Origin of the sequence: Celerinatantimonas sediminis (assembly GCF_046054195.1) — a bacterium.
Taxonomy (GTDB): domain Bacteria; phylum Pseudomonadota; class Gammaproteobacteria; order Enterobacterales; family Celerinatantimonadaceae; genus Celerinatantimonas.
In genome coordinates, this window is record NZ_JBEQCS010000005.1 from 162,265 (window position 1) to 184,345 (window position 22,081).

The following is a 22,081-nucleotide window of genomic DNA, read 5'->3' on the forward strand; positions in this document are numbered from 1 at the left end:
GATTTACTCTCCGGTCCCCTATTTCAGCGGTGAATTTTTACGTTCAATGCCATAGCGTTCGACCTCTTTATAAGAAACCGTTTTACTACGCCGTTTATTCACATCGATAAAGGTCACCCGGTCAGTACATGAATAACAAGGATCAAGGCTACCAATAATCAGCGGAGCATCTGAGACCGTGTTTCCGCGCAACATGTATCGCAAAGTTGGCCAGTTCGCATAGGTAGCGGCGCGGCATCGCCAGCGATAAAGTTTTTGGTTATCACCCGTCATGCTCCAATGGATATCATCGCCACGTGGCGCTTCGCAAAATCCCAACGCAAATTTATGCGGCTGATAAGTGAAGCCTTCGACCATCAGCGGTCCCTGCGGCAGGTTATCTAAGCCATAATCAATCAGATTAAGTGCGGTGAAGACTTCGTTAATACGCACTAACAGACGCGACATCACATCGCAGCCCTGTTCAGAGTGAACAACCATTGGCATCAAATCATATCCTGCAAATGGATGGTCACTGCGGGTATCACGCGCATGGCCACTGGCGCGAACCATTGGCCCAACATTACTAAAATCACGAGCGATTTGCGGATCCAAACGACCAACGCCGACCCCACGTTGTTCCATATTTGGTGTGCTCATCATGATATCCAGTAGATCTTTCACTTCCCGGCGCATCTGCTGCGCAAGTTTGCGAGTCGCGATGATGTCATCTTTGAGCATATCGCGGCGAATACCGCCGATGAGGTTCAACCCATAAGTTTTACGGGCACCCGTTAAAATTTCCGCCATCTTCATCGATTTTTCACGAACTCGGAAAAACTGCATAAAGCCAGAGTCAAAACCGGTAAAGTGGCAAGCCAAACCCAGGTTCAGTAGGTGGCTATGGAGCCGTTCAATCTCTAGTAAAATCGAGCGGATCATTCGAGCCCTATCTGGCACCACAATGCCCATCGCATTTTCTACCGAAGTGGTATAAGCCGTACTGTGGGCAAACCCACAGATCCCACATACGCGGTCGGCAAGGAAGGTTACCTCGTTATAGCCCATGCGAGTTTCGGCCAGTTTTTCCATGCCTCGATGTACATAAAATAACCGGTAATCCGCATCAACTATCTGTTCTCCATCAACAAATAAGCGAAAATGTCCCGGTTCGTCAGAAGTGACGTGCAGCGGCCCAATCGGCACCACTCGGTTACTGGCATCGCCCAGTTCATTGTCAAAAGGATAAGTTTCGCGATCAGTAGTTGGTGCTGGGCGTTGGCGATAATCCATGCTGTCTTTGCGCAGCGGATAGAGATCTTCTGGCCAGTCATCGGGCAGCACTAAGCGGCGTTCATCAGGCAATCCGACAGGGATCATGCCGTACATATCACGGACTTCACGCTCCCCCCAAACAGCTGCCGGAACTTTTGGGGTCACCGATGGAAATTCTGGAACATCACCGTTAACCAACACCTTAATGGTGACCCAACATTTTTCGCCCTGCTCCATCGATAACACGTAATAAAGGCCGTAATGCCCATTGAGTTTACGCTCATCGTTACCAAACAGGACCGACAGCCAGCCACCAAGCTGGTAGTAAACATATTCGACGACATCTGGCAGCGCATTGAGTTTGACCGTGATGGTCAACTGGTCAGCGGTCTGCCATTCACTGGCTAACACAGCATTTGGAAATTTTTCACTGACTTTTGCCAGATACTGTGCACCTTTTGTGCTTTGAGAAAATTGATCAGTCACGGGTTAACTCCAAAGATACAGCTGAGGGAGAAAGAGAAGACGACGGAATCGAGTTTGCCGCCAGATTTTGTGGGGCTGGCTCAACATGCATCACCACCTGAGAAGCCTGTGTTAATAATTGGCTCACCGAATGGGGAATATGAGTCCCCATCAGTAACATCAGAGCCAGCAACAGAGCCATTGGCGTTGTCGTTAACCAGCCCAATTCACCTTTGGGCAGTGAATCAGGACATGGGCCTAAAATCGCTTTAGCAATCAGTCGAACCAGCCCAGCAAGGACAATGGTTAGCAAAATTAGCAACAACCCAGTTAACCAAGGATAGCCACTTCGAATCCCCGCCGTTACCGTCAGTAGTTCACTTAAAAAGACATTAAACGGTGGCATCCCACCAAGCGCCAGCGCACCACCGGCGAGCAAAGCACCAGTTAAAGGGGTTGCTCTTAATACGCCTTTCACCACGTTCAGGTCGCGGCTGCCATATTTGAGCAATACGTTCCCGCTGCCACAGAACAACAAGGTTTTAGCCAAACTGTGATTTAAGGTATGCAGCATTGCTGCGAGTGTTCCAAGGGGGCCACCAATGCCAAGTGCAAGAGCAATGAGCCCCATATTTTCAACACTTGAATAGGCCAATAGCCGTTTCATATCGCGCTGAATCAAAATCAAAAACGCGGCAACAGCAACCGACAAGAAACCAAAGATCAACAATAGATGCTCAGAAAAGGCACTACCAATCGTGATACTGACTAACACATGGAAACGGATGATAATCAGCAATGCACAGTTTAGAAGAACCGCCGAGAGCAACGCACTGGTTGGACTTGCCGCTTCGCTGTGCGCATCAGGCAACCAAGCATGCATTGGAAATAATCCGGTTTTGGTGCCAAACCCAATCAGTGCAAAGACAAACGCCAGTTTCATGAGCGTTGGGCTAAGCATTTTGGCATATGGCAACACAGCGCTATAGAAAATCGCCTGATTCGGGTCGGGCATGACTTGCACCGCATTGGCATAAACCAAAATCGTTGCGTACAAGCCAAACGCGACCCCGACCGTACAGATAATGATGTACTTCCAACCTGCTTCAAGCGATGTCCGTTTGCCATAGATTGCGACCAAAAAGGCAGAACTAATCGTCGTTGCTTCAACAGCAGCCCACATCAAAATCAGGTTATTGCTGGTAATAGCCAGCAGCATCGTGAACAGAAATAGATGGAACAACCCATAGTAATTACACAGTGTTTTTTCACTGACTTCACCGTGAGCGAGTTCATGGTTCATATAGCCAATCGAATGCAGACCCGTCATAAAACCAATCAGCCCCAAAATAGCCATAAACAGAGCCGCTAAACTATCAATATGAAACCAGTTACCCAGCGCAAAAATATCGCCCTGAGAATAAACCTGCCAAGTTCCATAAGCGGTGAAAATAAGCAGTAATACAATGGCTATGCTATGCAGTGTACTTACCCAAAACTTCTTATTGCTAAAGACCCATTGGCAAGCAAACGTTAACGCCGATGCGACCAGTGGAATGGCCAGCAGGGTGAACATCAGTTCATTATTACTCATCCTCAATCACCCTTTCAGTTGTGTCAGTTGACGGACATCGAGCGTGTTCAATGTCCGGTAAATCTTACGCACCATCAGCACCATCACGATGACCGCAAAAATAGAGTCGGTGGCAATACCAATTTCAACCAACTCAGGCGCGCGATAGGCCAGCAGCGCCAACGTCAGATGAGCGCCGTTTTCCATCAAGCAATAACCAAAAATCTGTTTAAGGATATTGCGCTGACTAACGATGCATAAAATACCCAGTAGGAAATGGCCCAAAGAAATAGCCAGTACTGGTTTTAGAGCAGGATTCATTGGCAACGTAACTGGCTCAACGGCGGCAAAACTGATTAAAACAATCACCACCGCAATAGCCACAAGGACAGGCGTTGAAATTAATGGTGCCACAGCAGAGCGGTCCATTTTACGCAGCGCCAATAACATGATCCCCGGCACCAAAAGAACTTTGGTGACAAAGGCACTAATCGACCACTTATACAGCTCATCTGCGCCAAGCAGATGGCCTAGCGCAATAAAAGTGGCCACCAACACCAGCGACTGCAGGCTATACAGCCAAGCAGAAGTGGTTGGCCGCCGGGCAATAATCACCAACATCGATGTGATGATAAGCAACCCGGCAAATTGAATGACAAGATAACTTCCGGTCATAATCCTTTCCTATTGCAACCAGAGCGCAGCGATTACGCTCGAAATAAGTGACATAACGATCAGCACCACCAGCACCAATTTCATTGAAACGGGTACTTCGCTGGCATTGGCGATGGTTTCTGAAGGCTCCCCAGGAACTGTTTTACCGAACCAGTGCAAGAACCACGCAAAGCTTGCGACCGATTCAAAGAGCACCACAATCATCAACGGAATTAACCACAGTTGTTTGGCACTGATGGCAAAACCTGCAGCAAACAGTGGGAATTTACTAAAGAAGCCGTTAAACGGAGGCACGCCTGTCACCGCCATCGCGGCCACGCAAAAACCAATTCCTAACAGCGGTAATTTGCGCAACATCCCTTTAAAGCGCGGCAGTAAACGCGTCCCGCAGCTGTAGCTCAAAGCGCCGGCAACTAAGAAGAACAAGCTTTTCGCATAAGCGTGGTTGAAGATATAAGAAACCCCAGCGTTGAATGCTTCATGCGAGCCGAATATCGACAGTGACAACGCCAAAAATATATAGGACAACTGAGTAATCGTTGAGTAGGCAAGCAGCCGCTTCATATCTTTTTGTGGCAGATACATAAAGAAGCCATAAATCAGTGTAATCACCGCCATGACAACGCCAACGACACCAATCACATGCGGCACGTTTCCAGCTGAGAGAATTGCCCGGGCAAAAATATACACCCCGACTTTAACCATGGATGCGGCATGCAGATAAGCACTCACAGGCGTTGGCGCTTCCATCGCATCTGGCAGCCAAACATGCATTGGTAGCTGCGCTGATTTACCCCAAGCCGCAAATAAAATACCGCCAATAACCACCAGTTTGCTTGGCTCATCAAGCTGCGCCATCGCGGCCAAATCGAACGTTCCGGTTTTGGCGAATAACCACGCAGCACCGATGTACAATCCCAATGAAGCAACGTGCGTCACTAATAGTGCTTTAAGCGCCGCTTTTAAGGATTTTTCGCTTTGGTAATAGCCAATCAAAGCCCATGAACAACCGCCCGTGATTTCGAAAAACAGCAACTGACCCAAAATGGTTGAAGAGAGCGTTAAACCGGCCATGGCGCCGATAAAAATCAGCAGAAATGCCCAATAGCGATTATCACCAGTTTGCGGGTGTTCACGGTTGCCCATACTCATATAGCCGCATGAGTAAAGGCTGACTAAAAATCCAAGTGAGACCACCGCAAAGCCAATCAACAAACTGACTTTATCCAAGCGAAAGCCAAACAGCTGAATATGACCAATCTGATAGAGAACCAAGGTGGTTTCGTGCTGGCCATTTTGCCAGAACAAATAGGCCAAAGAAGCCATTCCCAGTGTTGCCACTAACGCCAATAACGAACAGAGCGCAGGCCCACATCGTTTGGGTAAAATAGCAATCAACAGCGCCCCGATAAACGGCAAGAGCATCGTTGCCAGGGCTATATGCATCATCATGAAAAACAACTCCTTAGCTTAAATCCCGGTCAGGAAAAATACGAAGGCCAAAGCGGCGATTCCAAATCCCAGCCAGGTCACCCGATCGGTTAGCAAAAACCGGCCTCGGGCCATGGCATTCTCAACAAGAGCTGCCAGCACAAAGACCACCACTAATTTAATGAGCAGCGCCACAAAGCCACCAATCACACCGATAAATGTGGGCGAAACGCTTTTACCAAACGGAATAAAAATCGCCAGAAACAACGCGGCAACCACCACCTGTTTTAGGCTCAAACTCCATTTCATCAACGCCAAGCCAACGCCGGAGTATTCACTCAACGGGCCTTCTTGAAGCTCCTGTTCAGCTTCAGCGACGTCAAACGGAATTTTGCCCATTTCAATAAACACCGCAAAAGCACAAGCAATAAGTGCCAGAGCAGTAGCCGTTGGAAATTGCCAGCTTTGAGCTAAGGTGTGACTAATGAGCGAAATATTGGTCGAGCCTGCAATTAGCGCGACCACAATCAGCGAGAGCATCAGAGTTGGTTCGACCAGAACGCCTAAGTTCATTTCGCGACTTGCGCCGATTCCAGCAAAAGGACTGCCTGAATCAAGCCCTGCCAGCGCAAAGAAAAAGCGAAAAATCGCAAACAGGTAAATCAGCGTAATAATGTCGCCGCCAGCAAAAAATGGGGACTGCACGGTGATCATTGGCAACGCCATCGCAACCACCAGCAACGTACCCAACAAAATAAACGGCGCGATGCGAAAAGCACTACCGCTGCCACTTGGGGCAACTTCTTGACGAGCCATTAATTTGACCAGATCGCGGTATTCCTGCCAGATAGGCGGCCCTTTACGGGTATGCATTTTGGCGCGCAAAACCCGGGATAATCCGGCGAAAAATGGCGCTAAGACCAACAAAATAATCGCCTGAATCAATCCACATAACAGAGCAAACCACAGAGAATGTTGTGTCATAAGTGTTTCTCCTAAAGCATGACCGCAAACAGTAAGACCAACAGCGCCACGACCACATACAAGCAATAGGCACGAAAATCACCGAACTGGATCCATTGCACAACCCGGCTCAAACGCTGCGTTGCTCTAACCACAGGCATTACCAAATAATTATCAAAACCCGGTTCAACGAAGGCGGCCCCACGTTCGGCGCCACTTAAGCCGCGATGCAGAAGCGGTGATAAATCAAGCGTTTTACGCAGTTGATACAAACCACTAAAGAAGACTCGCAACGGCTGAGCAAAGCTTTTGGCAGAAATAGCCATCTCTTGCTCATAACCATAACCACAAGCCCATGGATCGCCGCGCCGACGAAAACCAAGACGCCCTTGGCGCAAAACGCCCGCAATAATCAAAGGGAGTAATGGCAGCGCTAGCAGTAGCACAAATAACAGCGGAGCGTTCAGCGCCGTCAAGGCGTGGCTGCCGGGCATAACCGCCAGAGAACCGGCCGAAATAGTCGTTGCCGAACTGTGGGCAAGCTGCGCGGCAATCGAGGTGAGCACCGGTGCAATTTTCCATGCACCCAGTCCTAATACGACACACAAAAGCGCAAGCAATCCCATGGCAATGCGCATACTAAGCGCTTCTTCATGAGCATTTTCAGCCGCTTCACTTTTCGCGCGGCCACAAAAACTCACGCCATAGACTTTGACAAAACACATCGCCGCTAAAGCACCGGTAATCGCCAGCAAAATAATGGCGATGGCACCGGCCAGTTGCAGCCACATATGGTGATGTAAAGTTAAAGAGAATAACGATTGATAGGTGAACCATTCACTGACAAACCCGTTCAGTGGTGGCAGTGCGGCAATCGCCATACAACCGATTAAAAAGGCTAATGCAGTGTGTGGCATCCGTTTTGCCAAACCACCCATTTTTTCCATATCCTTGGTATGCACCTGCTCAATCACCGCGCCAGCACCGAGGAATAACAACCCTTTAAATACCGCATGGTTAATTAAGTGATACAACGCGCCCAGCAACCCAATCAGCGCCAACAGTGGATGGTGAGTGGCAATCCCTATCATTCCCGCTCCAACGCCCATCAGGATAATGCCGATGTTTTCAACTGTGTGGTAAGCAAGTAGCCGCTTAATGTCATGTTCGGCCAGAGCGTAAAGCACGCCGAGTACCGAAGAGACCGCGCCAAAGGCTAAGACCACCACGCCCCACCACGCTTGCTCGGCACCAAGCAAATCAACACCGACTTTGATAATCCCGAAGATCCCAATTTTAACCATCACCCCAGACATCATTGCTGAAGCATGAGATGGAGCTGCCGGGTGAGCCCGTGGTAGCCAGCCATGCAGCGGCAACATCCCCGCTTTGGCACCAAAGCCAAAAAAGGCTAATAAAAAGATAATGGAAGCTTGCAGCGCTCCTGGGTGAAACTGTCGAAATGAGGCAAAATCAAGGCTCCCAGAACCGCGATACATCAAGAAGAACGACAGCATAATGAGCACGGAGCCGGCATGGGCAATCAGAAAATATAAAAAGCCCGCACTAACTGAGGATTCATCTTGTTCGCCAATCACCAGAAAATAGGATGATAACGACATAGCCTCAAATAACACGATGAAATAAAAGGCATTATCAACAATCACTAGCGCTATCATCGAGGCAATAAAGATATTCATAAAAAAGCCCAGCGCCCAAGCGCCGCGACCGCGATAATGTTCAAGATAACCAATCGAATAGATCGCCGAGATGGTTGCCAATAAGCTAATCACCAACACCATAAACGCGGCCAGAGCATCCAAGCGCACGGTTAAATGGGCAAATTGGGCAAATGGTCCAGCCCACTGGGCATTCACCACTTGGGTGTGAATCAGCACTGGCCAAATCGCGACAATAGCAACAACACCTGCCAGCGCGGTTAAACAACCACTTAAACGAATCGCCAAGGCTTCCAATTTTGGCAAACACAGCGATACCAGCGCACTTATCATAAACAAGCCCAGAGCAACCATGAGCAAGGCTAGCGAATGATTCATTTTTGCCCTCCAGAAACAGGTTTATCGTGCAATGAGGTAATAACCAGCTGATTGGCCTGCGGAAGTGCTGCCTGAATGCGTTTGCGTTCATTTGATTGGGCAATTGCCGCTTCGCTTACTTCAATAATGGCCCCGGTAGGACAGGTTGAAATACATGCTGGCCCCTGGTCACTAAAGGCGCACAAATCACATTTCACGGCAACCGCGCGCACGCCTTTGTGCCAATCGAGCAACGAACTGACAGGCAAGGTTTCACGCTCAGGCAAAGGTGCTTTATCGGTGGCGACATCATCGGGAATATCAACGGGCCGAGAGCCACTTATCGTAACCACCCCAAATGGACAGGCAATGGCACACAATTTACAACCGATACAAAGGCTCTCATTGAGCACAATGGCATCATTTTCACGGCGGATAGCGCCCACCGGACAAACAGTCGCACATGGCGCATCTTCACACTGATGGCACATCTGCGGAGCAGATTCCTGCTCGGTGCGCATCACCTTTAACCTGGGCTCGCCCTGCAATCCTTGCTGAAGGTGTGTCTGGGAACACGCCGCCATGCAGGTATTGCAGCCGATACACAAGCTCGGATCAGCAATTACAAAACGGTTCATAATCTCTCTCTTTGCTTAGCTTGACGTCACATTGGCTTGGGGATCTGGCAGTCGTCATTTCTGACGAGATCACCACAGATGACATTTTTGTCGACACATCAACGTCATTTTTCCGCGCCTTAACGTCTGAGCCTGAAGCGGTGAATCAGCGCACGACTGACGGGACCTGGCCAGTATTTAAAGGCCTGCTAACTCACAGCTTTTAGGTCATTCACTTGTGACTGACATTGCGTAATTTGCACGAGCAAATCATCTTTCATGGTAGATGCAGCATTTTTCGCACCAACCCGATAAAATCAAATAAAATACTTTTATTTCAATTGGTTATTGGTTTTAAAGATGCATTTAAAAAGAACTTGTTACGCATCAACTCGACAGCCATAAGCTTGGCGTAGCATGAGCGCTAAGAGTTTGGCACTGGTTTTGCTAAATCAGATGTAAGTTGTTTTTGTTTTTCGAGACGTTCCATGCATGAAATTACACTTTGCCAACAAACCATCGAAACAGTTGAGCAATTTGCTCGCGCCAATGGCGCTAGAGCGATTACCGATGTTTGGCTAAGGGTGGGCGCATTTTCATGTGTTGAACCAGCTGCGATGGATTTTTGTTTTGAGCTGGTCTGCCGGGAAACGCTGGCCGATGGCTGCAAACTGCATCTTGAGTTACAAACGGCTCACTGCTTTTGTAACCATTGCCAAAAAGAAGTCGAACTGCTTTCGTCGATGGTGAAGGTTTGCCCGCACTGTGGCAGCCATGACTTAAATATCGATGCCGACAATGACGTCACCATAGAGCGAATCGAAATTATTTAAATCGTTATTGAGAAAAAAGACGCAGAGGTCTTTAAGGATCCAATATGTGTAGTACTTGCGGTTGTGGTGAAGGCGATGTCGAAATGTATGACAGCGCCCATCACCATCATGAAAGCGAGCATGAACATGAACATGAACATGATCATCATCACGAAGCTCATGCCCATCACCACCACGATGACTCGCAAAAAGCCAGTTACATCGAAGTACACCACCATTATTACCACCACGGGGATGTGCACCACCACATTCATTACCATGTGGACGCACCAAGCACCGAGACATCTCAACCCAATGTTACCGGCGTAAAGCGCACCATTAATATTGAGCAGCAAGTGCTGGCGAAGAATAATCTGCAAGCTGCCCATAACCGGGAGCATTTTGCCAGCCATCAACTCTTAGCGCTCAATTTCGTCTCAAGCCCAGGTTCGGGCAAAACATCCTTGCTAGTTGAAACGCTTAAACGCCTGCTACCAGAGCATTCTTGTTATGTCATTGAAGGTGACCAGCAAACTCAAAATGATGCACATCGCATTGAAACAACTGGGGCACCAGCGCTGCAAATTAACACCGGCAAAGGCTGTCATCTGGATGCGCAAATGATCCACGATGCGCTGCATCGACTCGAACCAACCGATGGCAGCTACGTTTTTATCGAAAATGTCGGAAACTTGGTTTGCCCAGCTGATTTTGATTTAGGTGAAAAACACAAAGTCGCCTTATTATCAGTAACTGAAGGTGAAGATAAACCACTGAAATACCCGCATATGTTTGCAGCTTCTTCATTACTGTTGATTAATAAAACGGATTTGTTAGAACACGTTAATTTTAATCTTAGGCAATGTATGGAATATGCCCATCAGGTTAATCCTGAGTTAACTATCATCCCTATTAGCGCCACCACTGGGGAAGGGATAGATGAGTGGATGAGCTGGTTGGAGGCGCAACAATGTGCATAGGAACACCAGCGCAGCTGATTGCCTTGGATGACAACCAGCCAGATATCGGCATTATCGCCGTAGGCGGCGCTCGGCGTGAAGTCGATCTATCTCTGATTGGCAGCTGCGATGAAAACGGCCAGTCGCGACTTGGCCAGTGGGTCCTCGTTCACGTGGGCTTTGCCATGAGCGTATTAGATGAGCAACAAGCCAAAGAAACACTCGCAACGCTTGAGCAAATGTGTGAGCTAGAAAGTGATGTAGGCGCCTTTTTAAATAATGGCGGTGGCAGCTATGCGCTGGATTGATGAATATCGCGATGCAGATAAAGTTCAAAAAACTCTCGCGCTGATCAATTCAAAGATGGCAACACTCAGCCGCTATAGCGCACGCTCACCACTTCGAATTATGGAAGTCTGCGGCGGCCACACACACGCTATTTTTCGCTTTGGCCTAGATAAACTGCTGCCCGAGAGTATTGATTTTATTCACGGGCCAGGTTGTCCGGTTTGCGTATTGCCGATGGGGCGCATCGACAGTTGCATCGAGATAGCTCACCACAGCGAGGTGATTTTTTTAACCTTTGGCGATGCCATGCGAGTACCCGGTAGCCATGGCTCATTGCTAGACGCGCGCCGTGAAGGCGCCGATGTCAGGATGATTTACTCCCCGCTCGATGCGCTTAAAATTGCCAAAGAAAATCCATCACGAGCAGTGGTGTTCTTTGCCTTGGGCTTTGAAACCACCATGCCCGCCACAGCGATGACGTTTATCAAAGCCAAGGCACTTAAACTTTCCAATCTATTTGGGTTTTGTCAGCACATTACTATTATTCCAACACTCAACGAGCTGCTCAGTTCGCCAGATCAACAAATTGATGCGCTCCTTGGTCCAGGCCACGTGTCGATGATTATCGGCGCAGATGCCTATCAGCCATTATGTCAGCAGTATCACTGTCCATTGGTGGTCAGTGGCTTTGAACCCGTTGATATGCTCCAGAGCGTTTTGATGATTGTCGAACAGATTGCCCAAGGGCGATGCAGCGTCGAAAATCAATATGCCCGAGTGGTGCGCAGTGAAGGTAATCGCCAAGCTCAAGATGCGATTGCTAAAGTCTTTACGCTTAAACAATCAAGCCAATGGCGAGGGCTTGGAAGTATTGCTAAATCAGGAATGCGCTTTAGTGATGACTTTGCCCAGTTTGATGCGGAGATAAAATTCGCTCCGCGCCAGTATGACGTCAGTGAGCAAAGTGGCGCTCGCTGCGGTGATGTGTTAACGGGTAAATGTAAACCTCAACACTGCCCATTATTTGCCAAACAATGCTCCCCCAAACAACCAGTTGGAGCATTAATGGTGTCATCAGAAGGCGCGTGTGCAGCCTGTTATCAATATGCTTTGGAGGATGAATGTCCAGCGATGTAATTACCTTAGCGCACGGCAGTGGCGGCCAAGCAATGGGCCAGTTAATTGAAAATCTGCTCGTTAAACAGTTTGATAACCCCTATTTGCGTCGTGGTGAAGATCAGGCCCGACTCGCGCTGTCATCCATGAGCTCAGGGGCTGGCACGTTGGCGATGACCACCGATAGCTTTGTGATTGACCCTTTAGAGTTTCCAGGTGGTGATATCGGCAAATTGGCCATTTGTGGCACCGCGAACGATCTAGCAGTGGGCGGCGCTTGCGCTCAATATCTGACCTGCAGCTTAATTTTAGAAGAAGGGTTTGCTATCGCTCGTTTAGAAAAAATCATTCAGAGTATGGCAAAAACCGCTCAAGAGGCCAACATTCAGATTGTCACTGGAGATACCAAAGTTGTGGGTCGAGGCTGTGCTGATAAATTATTTATCAACACCACTGGCATTGGTGTGATTGATGCTCGCGTGCAGTGGGGCATGGAACAGATTAGTGCAACAGATGACATTATTGTCACCGGCACATTGGGCGATCACGGCGGCGCTATTTTAAACCAGCGCGAAAACTTAGGTTTGGGCGATGCGTTGCAAAGCGATTGTGCCCTGCTCTGGCCCTTGGTTGAACCACTGATTCACATTGAAGGTGTTCATACCTTACGCGATGCCACCCGTGGCGGCGTAAATGCTATTTTGCACGAATTTACCAAAGCCAGTGGACTTGGCTTTGAAGTGAGTGAAACGCAATTGCCTATCAGTGATGCGGTTCGCGGCATGTGCGAGTTATTAGGGCTTGACCCACTTAATCTGGCCAATGAAGGTAAGCTGGTTATTATCTGCAAAAATAGCGCAACCGAGCAGGTGTTAAATGCGCTCCACCAGCACCATTTAGGCACTAATGCAGCTGTCATCGGCAAGGTTCAGACAAAATCAGGCGTTCGCGTTAAAGGCGCTTATGGGGTTGTGCGCACCTTAGATCTACCTTATTTTGAGCCTCTTCCGCGTATTTGTTGATCAAGTTTCGGTTATTGAACACACCAAATCGATATAATGCCTTACAAATAATATGGCTTTATCGATATGGCTGATTTACGCGCATAGTAGAGATGTTTCATTATCATCAAATCGGCTATTTCGAACCTATTGCCTTAAGAACAGATGGTCTTAAATAGTGACGCTGTGGCGGGTATTTAAGGCAGCTGTTCTGTGCTCATATATGCTTCAGCGAGATAGTCATGTTCATAACAACCAACGATCATACGCAATCGACATTTTGGCTGGATTTGACTCATCAGCTCCTTGAGCAATTTACTATCGAGGAGTTCTTGGGTTGCCTGCAGCAGAAGTTAGCGGCGCACCCGGCGCATTGCCAACCAACATTATTGGTTTCTGGCTCTGAGCAATTGAGTTGGCATATTTATGACCCAAAATACCGCAGCTTTGAACAGCCCGGATTATTTGAAAATGGCCCGCTGCATCAGATTCAAACGACTCGACAAGTTCTAAAACTGAGCCGTGAAGAGTTTATCCAACGCTATCCGGCGCTCTATCAACAGGCTAACTATCCTGAATTTAATTACTATGCAGCCCTGCCACTGGTTGATACTCAGGGCCGTTATAACTTGTGTGAAATCTTAAGTGAAAAGCCCTTTGAAGACACCCAAGTGCTGACCCATTCATTATCCATTGCGCTGGCTCACTTGCAATCGCACGTTGAACTGCGTTATCAGGAAAATCAGTTGTGTCAGCAGCGCGATGACTTTCATGTGTTAGTCAATGTCACCAATTCGGTGCTAGCCCAACGCGAGTTAGATAAAGTGATTTTGCAGATAGCCCGAGAAATCCACCGCTATTTTGCCCTTGATGCCATTACCATCACGCTGCCAGATACCGAACCTAAACATAACATCAGCTACAGCACCTTCTTTTTTAACTCTCAGGAGATATCGCTGTGTGAACAGCGCTCACTGAGTAACAAAAGTCAAAGTCGCCACGTTTTTGAACATGCCAAACGCTCACTTCACTCGCTTAACAGTGATGATGATATGGCGCTCTCAGAGCAAAAGCTGTTTGATTTGTGGCCGGCCTCATCTCATCAACTAGGATTACTGCCAATTATCTATGCAGGCAAAGTCTGCGGCGTTTTAAAAGTGGCCCATGGCGAACCAAATACCAACAGTTTTAGCCAAAATCGGCTCGATCTGCTTGAGCAAATCGCTGAACGCGTCGGAATCGCCATCGATAATGCCCGCGCCTATCAGCAGATCAAATCACTTAAAGAACAGTTGGTGCATGAAAATCACTATTTAAGTGAGCAAATCGACCAGATCGATCATCAGTTTGATCAAATCATCGGTCGCAGCAGTGCTATCAGTGATGTGATGAAACAGATAGAGATCGTCGCGAAAACCGACTGCAGCGTATTACTATTAGGCGAAACCGGAACTGGTAAAGAGTTATTTGCCAAAGCGATTCATCAACTGAGTCCACGCAATGGCAAACGCATGATCAAAATGAACTGCGCCGCCATGCCTGCCGGCTTATTAGAGAGCGATCTATTTGGTCATGAAAAAGGCGCTTTTACTGGCGCGAGCACCAGCCGAGCAGGCCGCTTTGAGCTAGCCCATCAAAGCAGCCTATTTTTAGATGAAATAGGCGATATGCCGCTTGAGTTGCAACCCAAACTATTACGAGTTCTCCAAGAGCAAGAATTTGAACGACTCGGTGGTAGCAAACTGATTCAGGTCGATGTTCGCCTTATCGCGGCAACCAATCGAGATCTCAAACAGATGGTTGAAGATAAAAGCTTTCGCAGCGATCTCTTCTATCGGCTCAATGTGTTCCCGGTACGTCTGCCGCCACTTCGAGAACGCCTCGAAGACATTCCGACATTAGTTAAGTTTTTTGCTTTTAAAGCGGCGCGCCGTTTGGGCCGAGAAATTAACAGTATTCCAGCCAAAGTGCTCCAACAGCTCCAGCAGCATCCATGGCCGGGCAATGTGCGTGAGTTAGAAAATGTGGTTGAACGCGCAGTGTTACTCTCGCCAGGTCGAGAACTTTGCTTACCGCCAGAGCTTAATATTCAAAGTGAGTTTGACTTTAGCTCATTTAGCCACAAAGTTATGCCAGAGCCAAAACCTGATCACCACCAGTACGACCAGATTATCAGCGCCTTAAAAGCAACCAATGGAATCGTGGCAGGCCCTCGCGGTGCAGCGCAAAAACTAGGCGTAAAACGCACAACCTTACTGTCGCGAATGAAACGCTTAGGAATTGACAAAAATGCGGTCCTTACCGATGAATCTTGCTAACAACCTGACAAAAAAGAGTAAAAAAGCTTGTCGGTTATTTCGTGCGCAGGTAGATTAATCTCTGTTAGCGAAAATTAGTGGCTTGGTGTTAAAAAAATGCTAGGCTCGCTCCCTTCTGCATTAAGTTAAAAATAGTTATGAAACTCATTGTTGTCGGCATCTTGCTGCTAGCTGCGGCGATCGCCATTGCTTCTACGCAGACGTATCTGCTTTATTACATCCGTGAATTGCACTCTTTTGGTGGTGGCCTGCTAATTGTGCCAGTGCTTTGTTTTTTGGTGATTATTTACGTGATTCACGACTTTGTGCAGGTCAGTAAAGGGCCAAATTTGGCTGATAATCCCCATGCCAGAGAAAACGAAAACAAGCTATTACTGGCTTGGAGCGATAGCGACGCAACCGATAGCCATTATCATCCGCAAGCTGTGTGGCGTAATTATCTGTTAGGGTTATTAAGCTTTGATATCGGCTTTTTGATCTTAGGGCGCAAATGGCGGGCGCGGCGCTGGCTAGAGAAAAAAGCTCGGCGGGTTCAATCGCCTTATGCCTGTTGGGCGGCGCGTTGTTGGCTAACCCAAAAAAACGAACCTAACTTTGCCAAAGCAATTGAACAATTAAGCTTATCTGTCACTCTTGAAGATCCCGCTGCTTATGGTTTGCTGGGCTTTATTTATAGCTGTCCTGATAGCCCATGTTATGACACCGAAGAGGCGCTTAGTTATTTTATTCGCGGCGCCAATAATCAAGATTGGTTTTCCCGACTCAATCTTGCCTATTGCTATGAATATGGCATCGGAATCAAAGCAGATAGCCAAAAAGCGCAGCAACTTTATCAACAGGTTGCAGAACAAAATGGCCAAGTGGCGGCTGCAATGCGACTCTCACTGATGCAGGAGCAAGACCCAAATCAGTTAGAAAATGCCTATTACTGGGCTTATATCACAATGATTGAGTCCGACCGCAGTGATAGCACGGTGGCCCGCTGCGCGGCATTAGTGAACCAACTGCTGCCCGAACAAGTGGTTAACCTTGAAGAGCATGCCAAGCCACTGCTGCGGTTACTGGCACTGAAACGCTCGAACCATATTGGCAGTGTGAGTTGGCAAACATCCGAGAGTTTAAACCGCTAACCCAGATGATAAAAAGCCAGTCAGCTTAACTGACTGGCCTTAAGTAGCCTTGTCGAGACTAATTTAAAACGCTCTTACTGAGCCTGCCAAGATGCTTCAATTAACGTTTTGCCCTGACATTTTACAATTCCCAAAAAGCGATCGCCTTTGGCAATCGTGCCAACCCCTTTAGGTGTGCCAGTCATTAAAATATCATTGTCATCAAGCGTGGTATAAGTGCTGAGCTCTTCTAGCATTGCTTGTGGAGAGTGGATCATCTGGCTGATATGACCTTGCTGGACAAGCGTCTCATTAATGGTTAGTTCAATGCTTAAATCATTAATATCTAACCCATCCAGTGCCACAAATTGGCTAAAAACAGCTGCGCCATCAAAGGCTTTGGCGCGCTCCCACGGCAGTCCTTTACCTTTTAGGGTGTTCTGCAAACCTCGCTTGGTCAAATCAAGACCAAAAGCGACTGCAGCTAAGCGACCATCACGAACCAAAAAGCTTAACTCAGATTCATAATGTAATTGCTCTTGATGAAAACAGTGCAATTGCTCAGAAATGGCTGAATTTGGCTTATTGAAGACGACCATCTGGTCGGGAACAGCGTTATTAAGCTCGGTGATATGCTCAACATAATTGCGGCCAATACAGACGACTTTACTGGGCGTGACGTGAGTCTGCCCAACTAATACAGTATTCATGTTTTATCCATAAGCTGACAAGCGAAAGCAGGCTTTCGATTGGAGTGAAAATCCGCGCACAAGGTTCATCAGCATGAACCTTGTCACCTTATTAAGTTATACGGATTATGCCAGTTGCTGACAAGCATTGGATAAGCGCTCACAAGCACTCTCTAACAGTGCATCATCCACCGCATACGCAATTCGCAGATATCCTGGCATGCCAAAAGCAGAGCCTTGCAAAAGCGCTACATGGGCTTGTGAGAGGATCCAAGCAGCCACATCGACATCATCATTAAGAATTTTTCCATCCGCAGTTTTTTTACCAATCAGCCCCTGACAGTTGGCAAATACATAAAAAGCACCATCGGGCGCATCAGCGCTCAAGCCATCAATGCTGGCAATGGTCTGTAACACTTTATCTTGGCGCTTGGCTAATTTGTCTCGCCACCCATCTAAAAATTGCTCATTTTGCGTGAGTGCGCAAACGGCGGCAGCCTGCGAAATAGTGCTTGGATTAGAGGTGCTTTGCGACTGTAAAATCTGCATCAAGCTGATAAGCCAAGCCGGGCCCGCTGCATAACCGAGTCGCCAGCCGGTCATCGCGTGACTTTTTGAGACTCCATTTACAGTTAAAGTGCGATCAGCTAACTCAGGTGCTGCCTGCGCAAAGCTCTGATAACCAATGCCCCGATACCGCAGTGGCTCATAGATGTCATCTGACATCACTAAAACATTAGGGTAATCTCGTAGCACTTCAGCCAACGCTTTGAGCTCACTGGCAGAATAGATAGCCCCCGTAGGATTATTGGGCGAATTTAAGATTAACCAGCGCGTTTTATCGGTTAGTGCGCTTTGCAACTGCTCGCTGGTAAGCTTCCAACCACTTTGTTCAGAGCAAGGAACAATCACCGGCTCACCGTCGGCTAGACGGACCATATCTGGATATGAAACCCAATACGGCGCGGGAATAATGACTTCATCTTCATCTTCAACGGTTGCCATCAACGCATTAAAAATAAGCTGTTTTGCGCCACTTCCAGCAATAATTTCATCTTTGTGATAGCAAAGTTGATTGTCTTGCGCAAATTTCTGAGCAATCGCCTCTTTGAGTTCGGCTGTTCCCGCAACCGCCGTGTATTTGGTTTGATGGTTAACAATGGCCTCAATACCGGCATAGCTAATCGCATCAGGCGTGGCAAAATCTAGCTCACCTTCACCCAGATTGATCACATTTTTACCCTGTTGCTCAAGTTCTCGAACCTGGTCGGAAATCACGGCCGTTGGTGACGGCTTCACACGCAGCATACGGCGCGCGATCAGTCGGTTATTCATAATACCACCCATTGTATAAATTGAATCAGTTAGTACAATCAAAGACACAAAGCTCACTTCGGGAACATTTATGCCACGTATTTTTATTATTGATAATGCTCTAACGCCGGCACATTTTGGCGTCACAGCCAGTATTTGGGCCAACCAGCACCAGCTGCCTTTGTGGAGCCTAAGGCCCAGTTTCGAAGGCGACTATCCCGATAGTCACCAGCATGTCTGTCATAGCGGTTATTGTGTCACTAGCGGTTTATATCGCAGTGACACACTTGAAGCTGAAGTCACAGACATAGAGCAGCTTAAAAATAGCCCAGAGCACTGCGTTATAGTCCTTTCAAGCACGGATAAAAACCGCATCAGCTCTTTTAGTGGCACACGTTTTGTCAGCTCGCTCCAAGACGATAAACTTATTCTGGCTGACTCAAACAACCAGTCCCTCCTTGAGCTGCGCTGCGATCATTTTGGCCGCTGGAGCACCAAGCCTTATGAAAAGCAAAGCCAAGCTTTGCCAATTGCCATCATCGCTCGAAAAGCTGACCAGTGTGATGCTTATCCAGCTATTCTTGGCGCATTAGGCGATGCAGCCCAGATGCTAAAAACTGACGTTGCCATCTCGTTTATCGCCCCCAGCGAAGTATCTCAAGAGCTGTCAAACCTTAAGAATTTCGCTGGTATTATCTTGCCTGGTGGCTCATCCATGCAGGCGGTAAAAGCACAAATTCAGGTTGCCAAAACAACGCTCAGCCAACAGCTCCCAACCCTTGGACTGTGCTTAGGGATGCAGAGCATGGCGACCGCGATTGTGCAAACCTATCCAGAGTTTGCAAAAGCCATGCTTGAAGAGCTCGATGCTAGTGCGCCAGTGCTAAGTTTTACCGCATTTAGTGACCATCGACACCGCTGTGGTCTGTTTCCCATCACGCCGATAAAACCGCTTTGCCGCCTTATGGGCTCAGGCTCGATGCACTATAACCATCGTTATCAGTTCAACCCTGCGCTCACCGATTACCTAACAGCTCAGCAAATTAGCATCAGCGCGACAACAGGCGATATCGTCGAAGCGATTTCACACCAGACGCATCCATTCTGGCACGGCGTGCAGGGTCATCCAGAACTAGCCTCTCGTACTGGGGCCCCGCATCCGCTATTTAGTGCATTTTTAAACCATTGCCAAAGCCAAATTTAAAACAGTGTCAAAGGCCGAGCGAGTGAACCGAGTTGGCGATAGCCTGTCTCGGTCACAACCACTGTTTCACTCACCCCGACAGTGAACTGACCATAGATACGCAAAGCCGGTGGAATGTGGAATGTCATGCCAGGTTGCAGTGGTGTCATCACACCTGAATAGAGACTTAAGATCCCGCCTTCCCCCCAATCAGGTGCGAACGAAACCCCAACCGAATAACCGGTGCGTTTTTTAAAGTTGTCCGTAAATCCCGCTTTATCAATGACTTTCTGACATGCGATATGCGGTGCTTCACATGGTGCACCCGGTACAATGGCATCAAGTGCCGCTTGCAGCGCTTCTTGACACACTTTATCCATTTCAACGGCAATCGCCGGTGGCTTACCCAGCCATGCAGAACGCATCAACGCGGCATGATAACGGTCATGGGCGCTAGACATTTCTAAAAAGACCGGATCATTTGCCTGCATCACTCGGCGTCGCCACGTTCCGTGAGGAACCCCACTGCGAGGACCTGTTGAAACCAGCGGTTCCATACCGACATATTCAGAACCCGCAGCAATCGCTGCGCCCATCATCGCCGAAACCAGAGCATTTTCATCGCTTCCTTCACGAACAGCGGCTAAACCTGCGGCCATGCCAGCATCGACATAACTGGCGGCCTTGGCAATTTTCTCAACTTCAGCCGGTGATTTAACCGCCCGTAATGGCTCGATAATACCCGCGCAATCAGCCAGTTCACCTAACTTACTTTGCAACGCTTCATAAACGGCAATTGGCAAAAACCAGCCTTTTTTATCGATGCCAATACGCTTGCTCTGCCAGTTGTTCTGTTTAATCATCTGGAAGAGAAAATCAACGGGATTATCGCCATCTTGATAAACCGCCGCATCACTAATAAATGTGTTTGAAATGAAGTTAAAATACTCAAGCTGGCGAATCACAAATACCGGCTCGCCTTCAACTGGTAATAACAAGGCCTGAAACGTGTAATAACCTGGAGTTTGCTGACCTGTTAACCAGAAAATGTTCTCCGGCCCGGTCACAATCATGACATCAATGCCAGATTTACTCAGTTGCTCGCGAGCGCGCGCAATGCGCCCTGCATATTCAAGTTCTGCAAACGCAGATTCACTGCCCTGCACCACATTACTCACACTAGCCATTATTAAACTCCTTAAGGAAAGTGGCCCCTGTCGTATCAAACGAAACGCCTAGACCATATGAATCGTGCATGCTCACCATGCCATCGTGATAACAAACGCCCCGAGCGGGGTCATCTTTTAGGCCATCGGCACCATACAATTCAGCATGTTCTGGAGCCATCGCCAAAGAGGTAGCAATCGCCGCTGCAGTGGCCACATTTCCTTCATTCATCTGACCAATCATAAAGGGAACATTTGCCTGCTTAAGCTTTTTAGCCGCGCACATCAGCGGGGTGATCCCGCCTAGTTTTACCAGCTTTAAATGCGCGCAAAGCGCCACGGGTGAGTGGATAATTCGCTCGATAGCCGCCGCTGAATTGATGCTCTCATCGAGCATTAACGGAATGCCAAATTCAGCCAACTCGCTTAAATACTTATCGTCAGCCACAGCAACAGGCTGCTCGACATACTCTAAAGACAAACTTTTAAGACTCGCTAAATGCTCTTTTGCCTGTTCAACTTGCCACTGTCCGTTTACATCAATCGCCAGCGAAATCGCATCGCCAAACGTTTCACGAAGCAGCGTTAAGCGATGCCAATCATCAGCAAAAGCGCCAACACCGACGCGCAGTTTTAATTGGGTAAAACCGCGTTCAACGTAGCTTTGGGCTTGGTTAAGCAGCTGCTCAGTCGAGCCCCAAAATAAGGTTTGATTGGTGTGGATCTGATGGCTAAGATTCGGGCTTGGATTGAGTCGCTGCGCAACGCTGAGCTGCGCTTGTTTTGCCAATAAGTCGTGCAACGCGCAATCAAGCAACATCCGCCCTGGAGCCAACAATAAACACTCATCGTGATGCACGGCATCCAACATCTGCTCAGCTGATTGCTGCCAATTCCAGTTGGATAAAACTGTGACGACATTTTCCAGCACCGTGTTTTGGGAGTAACCATGCAGATAGCTGATATTAAGCCGAACTTCACCGATGCCCTGCAACGACTCATCATCTAAAACCAGCCAGAGCGTATCAAGCCCCACGACAGAACCTGAAGAGGCGGTGTGCAGCGTCACGCCATGATAATGAAGCATTCCGCGATATAAGCGAGCACGCATA

At 48.1% G+C, this 22,081-nt stretch carries 20 protein-coding genes; 9 read left to right on the forward strand and 11 right to left on the reverse strand.

Annotated elements, in window-relative coordinates; translation table 11 throughout:
• Positions 1 to 18 precede the first annotated feature (18 nt).
• From ABTQ23_RS08190 to ABTQ23_RS08220, 7 genes are read right to left on the reverse strand one after another with little or no spacing between them, the layout of a single operon-like run.
• Positions 19 to 1,740 carry a hydrogenase large subunit gene (locus ABTQ23_RS08190; RefSeq protein ID WP_408615202.1) on the reverse strand — a complete coding sequence of 574 codons (1,722 nt, stop codon included), beginning with the start codon at positions 1,738 to 1,740 and terminating at the stop codon, positions 19 to 21.
• Positions 1,733 to 3,313: a hydrogenase 4 subunit F gene (locus ABTQ23_RS08195; RefSeq protein WP_408615203.1), complete on the reverse strand. Its 1,581-nt coding sequence runs from the start codon at positions 3,311 to 3,313 to the stop codon at positions 1,733 to 1,735. The genes ABTQ23_RS08190 and ABTQ23_RS08195 overlap by 8 nt, the downstream gene beginning before the upstream one ends.
• Before the next feature lie 6 nt (positions 3,314 to 3,319).
• Positions 3,320 to 3,967, reverse strand: coding sequence for a hydrogenase 4 membrane subunit (gene hyfE, locus ABTQ23_RS08200; RefSeq protein ID WP_408615204.1), 648 nt, complete (start codon positions 3,965 to 3,967; stop codon positions 3,320 to 3,322).
• A 9-nt stretch (positions 3,968 to 3,976) separates the two neighbouring features.
• Entirely contained in the window at positions 3,977 to 5,416 is a 1,440-nt protein-coding gene (locus ABTQ23_RS08205) for a hydrogenase 4 subunit D (protein WP_408615274.1), read from the reverse strand.
• A gap of 21 nt (positions 5,417 to 5,437) precedes the next feature.
• Positions 5,438 to 6,382, reverse strand: a complete 945-nt coding sequence (locus ABTQ23_RS08210) for a respiratory chain complex I subunit 1 family protein (protein WP_408615205.1) — start codon at positions 6,380 to 6,382, stop codon at positions 5,438 to 5,440.
• Between the two features lie 11 nt (positions 6,383 to 6,393).
• Entirely contained in the window at positions 6,394 to 8,418 is a 2,025-nt protein-coding gene (gene hyfB, locus ABTQ23_RS08215; RefSeq protein ID WP_408615206.1) for a hydrogenase 4 subunit B, read from the reverse strand.
• Positions 8,415 to 9,035, reverse strand: coding sequence for a 4Fe-4S dicluster domain-containing protein (locus tag ABTQ23_RS08220; RefSeq protein WP_408615207.1), 621 nt, complete (start codon positions 9,033 to 9,035; stop codon positions 8,415 to 8,417). The genes hyfB and ABTQ23_RS08220 overlap by 4 nt, the downstream gene beginning before the upstream one ends.
• 20 nt (positions 9,036 to 9,055) lie before the next feature.
• Here ABTQ23_RS08220 and ABTQ23_RS08225 point away from each other — a divergent pair, with 20 nt between their 5' ends.
• The 8 genes from ABTQ23_RS08225 (at position 9,056) to ABTQ23_RS08260 (ending at position 16,638) form a co-directional block, all read left to right on the forward strand.
• A complete protein-coding gene (locus ABTQ23_RS08225; protein ID WP_408615208.1) occupies positions 9,056 to 9,241 on the forward strand; it encodes a hypothetical protein in 186 nt (61 codons plus the stop codon).
• Between the two features lie 261 nt (positions 9,242 to 9,502).
• Positions 9,503 to 9,847 carry a hydrogenase maturation nickel metallochaperone HypA gene (gene hypA, locus ABTQ23_RS08230; RefSeq protein ID WP_408615209.1) on the forward strand — a complete coding sequence of 115 codons (345 nt, stop codon included), beginning with the start codon at positions 9,503 to 9,505 and terminating at the stop codon, positions 9,845 to 9,847.
• 44 nt (positions 9,848 to 9,891) lie between these two features.
• Complete coding sequence (hypB, locus tag ABTQ23_RS08235; RefSeq protein WP_408615211.1) at positions 9,892 to 10,806, forward strand: hydrogenase nickel incorporation protein HypB; 915 nt, start codon at positions 9,892 to 9,894, stop codon at positions 10,804 to 10,806.
• Complete coding sequence (hypC, locus tag ABTQ23_RS08240) at positions 10,797 to 11,093, forward strand: HypC/HybG/HupF family hydrogenase formation chaperone (RefSeq protein ID WP_408615212.1); 297 nt, start codon at positions 10,797 to 10,799, stop codon at positions 11,091 to 11,093. Before hypB ends, hypC begins: the two co-directional genes overlap by 10 nt.
• The gene (gene hypD, locus ABTQ23_RS08245) at positions 11,080 to 12,210 is read left to right on the forward strand and encodes a hydrogenase formation protein HypD (RefSeq protein WP_408615214.1); all 1,131 of its coding nucleotides are present in this window, start codon (positions 11,080 to 11,082) and stop codon (positions 12,208 to 12,210) included. Before hypC ends, hypD begins: the two co-directional genes overlap by 14 nt.
• Positions 12,195 to 13,211, forward strand: coding sequence for a hydrogenase expression/formation protein HypE (gene hypE / locus ABTQ23_RS08250; protein WP_408615215.1), 1,017 nt, complete (start codon positions 12,195 to 12,197; stop codon positions 13,209 to 13,211). The genes hypD and hypE overlap by 16 nt, the downstream gene beginning before the upstream one ends.
• A 221-nt stretch (positions 13,212 to 13,432) precedes the next feature.
• The gene (locus ABTQ23_RS08255) at positions 13,433 to 15,508 is read left to right on the forward strand and encodes a sigma 54-interacting transcriptional regulator (protein ID WP_408615216.1); all 2,076 of its coding nucleotides are present in this window, start codon (positions 13,433 to 13,435) and stop codon (positions 15,506 to 15,508) included.
• Positions 15,509 to 15,645: 137 nt separating this feature from the next.
• Complete coding sequence (locus tag ABTQ23_RS08260; protein ID WP_408615217.1) at positions 15,646 to 16,638, forward strand: tetratricopeptide repeat protein; 993 nt, start codon at positions 15,646 to 15,648, stop codon at positions 16,636 to 16,638.
• A 74-nt stretch (positions 16,639 to 16,712) separates the two neighbouring features.
• Here the strand turns inward: ABTQ23_RS08260 and ABTQ23_RS08265 are convergent, their stop codons facing one another.
• Both ABTQ23_RS08265 and ABTQ23_RS08270 read right to left on the reverse strand, forming a co-directional pair.
• Positions 16,713 to 17,327 (reverse strand): fumarylacetoacetate hydrolase family protein, encoded by a 615-nt coding sequence (locus ABTQ23_RS08265; protein ID WP_408615218.1) that lies wholly within the window; start codon positions 17,325 to 17,327, stop codon positions 16,713 to 16,715.
• Between the two features lie 105 nt (positions 17,328 to 17,432).
• Positions 17,433 to 18,641 (reverse strand): pyridoxal phosphate-dependent aminotransferase, encoded by a 1,209-nt coding sequence (locus ABTQ23_RS08270; protein ID WP_408615219.1) that lies wholly within the window; start codon positions 18,639 to 18,641, stop codon positions 17,433 to 17,435.
• A 70-nt stretch (positions 18,642 to 18,711) separates the two neighbouring features.
• Here ABTQ23_RS08270 and ABTQ23_RS08275 point away from each other — a divergent pair, with 70 nt between their 5' ends.
• Entirely contained in the window at positions 18,712 to 19,824 is a 1,113-nt protein-coding gene (locus tag ABTQ23_RS08275) for a glutamine amidotransferase-related protein (protein WP_408615220.1), read from the forward strand.
• Here ABTQ23_RS08275 and ABTQ23_RS08280 read toward each other — a convergent pair.
• Both ABTQ23_RS08280 and ABTQ23_RS08285 read right to left on the reverse strand, forming a co-directional pair.
• Positions 19,821 to 20,990: a M24 family metallopeptidase gene (locus ABTQ23_RS08280; protein ID WP_408615221.1), complete on the reverse strand. Its 1,170-nt coding sequence runs from the start codon at positions 20,988 to 20,990 to the stop codon at positions 19,821 to 19,823. The two genes, ABTQ23_RS08275 and ABTQ23_RS08280, sit on opposite strands and share 4 nt — an antisense overlap.
• Positions 20,983 to 22,080 (reverse strand): mandelate racemase/muconate lactonizing enzyme family protein, encoded by a 1,098-nt coding sequence (locus ABTQ23_RS08285; RefSeq protein ID WP_408615222.1) that lies wholly within the window; start codon positions 22,078 to 22,080, stop codon positions 20,983 to 20,985. Before ABTQ23_RS08285 ends, ABTQ23_RS08280 begins: the two co-directional genes overlap by 8 nt.
• Position 22,081 lies beyond the last annotated feature (1 nt).

Excerpts from the sequence above, each read along its gene's own strand:
- hypB (WP_408615211.1), top strand. The coding sequence starts at position 9,892 with ATGTGTAGTACTTGCGGTTGTGGTGAAGGCGATGTCGAAATGTATGAC.
- ABTQ23_RS08195 (WP_408615203.1), bottom strand. The coding sequence starts at position 3,313 with ATGAGTAATAATGAACTGATGTTCACCCTGCTGGCCATTCCACTGGTC.
- ABTQ23_RS08260 (WP_408615217.1), top strand. The coding sequence starts at position 15,646 with ATGAAACTCATTGTTGTCGGCATCTTGCTGCTAGCTGCGGCGATCGCC.
- ABTQ23_RS08275 (WP_408615220.1), top strand. The coding sequence starts at position 18,712 with ATGCCACGTATTTTTATTATTGATAATGCTCTAACGCCGGCACATTTT.
- hypA (WP_408615209.1), top strand. The coding sequence starts at position 9,503 with ATGCATGAAATTACACTTTGCCAACAAACCATCGAAACAGTTGAGCAA.
- ABTQ23_RS08265 (WP_408615218.1), bottom strand. The coding sequence starts at position 17,327 with ATGAATACTGTATTAGTTGGGCAGACTCACGTCACGCCCAGTAAAGTC.
- hypC (WP_408615212.1), top strand. The coding sequence starts at position 10,797 with ATGTGCATAGGAACACCAGCGCAGCTGATTGCCTTGGATGACAACCAG.
- ABTQ23_RS08270 (WP_408615219.1), bottom strand. The coding sequence starts at position 18,641 with ATGAATAACCGACTGATCGCGCGCCGTATGCTGCGTGTGAAGCCGTCA.
- hyfB (WP_408615206.1), bottom strand. The coding sequence starts at position 8,418 with ATGAATCATTCGCTAGCCTTGCTCATGGTTGCTCTGGGCTTGTTTATG.
- ABTQ23_RS08255 (WP_408615216.1), top strand. The coding sequence starts at position 13,433 with ATGTTCATAACAACCAACGATCATACGCAATCGACATTTTGGCTGGAT.
- hypE (WP_408615215.1), top strand. The coding sequence starts at position 12,195 with ATGTCCAGCGATGTAATTACCTTAGCGCACGGCAGTGGCGGCCAAGCA.
- ABTQ23_RS08280 (WP_408615221.1), bottom strand. The coding sequence starts at position 20,990 with ATGGCTAGTGTGAGTAATGTGGTGCAGGGCAGTGAATCTGCGTTTGCA.
- hypD (WP_408615214.1), top strand. The coding sequence starts at position 11,080 with ATGCGCTGGATTGATGAATATCGCGATGCAGATAAAGTTCAAAAAACT.
- ABTQ23_RS08210 (WP_408615205.1), bottom strand. The coding sequence starts at position 6,382 with ATGACACAACATTCTCTGTGGTTTGCTCTGTTATGTGGATTGATTCAG.
- ABTQ23_RS08205 (WP_408615274.1), bottom strand. The coding sequence starts at position 5,416 with ATGATGCATATAGCCCTGGCAACGATGCTCTTGCCGTTTATCGGGGCG.
- ABTQ23_RS08285 (WP_408615222.1), bottom strand. The coding sequence starts at position 22,080 with ATGCGTGCTCGCTTATATCGCGGAATGCTTCATTATCATGGCGTGACG.
- ABTQ23_RS08220 (WP_408615207.1), bottom strand. The coding sequence starts at position 9,035 with ATGAACCGTTTTGTAATTGCTGATCCGAGCTTGTGTATCGGCTGCAAT.
- hyfE (WP_408615204.1), bottom strand. The coding sequence starts at position 3,967 with ATGACCGGAAGTTATCTTGTCATTCAATTTGCCGGGTTGCTTATCATC.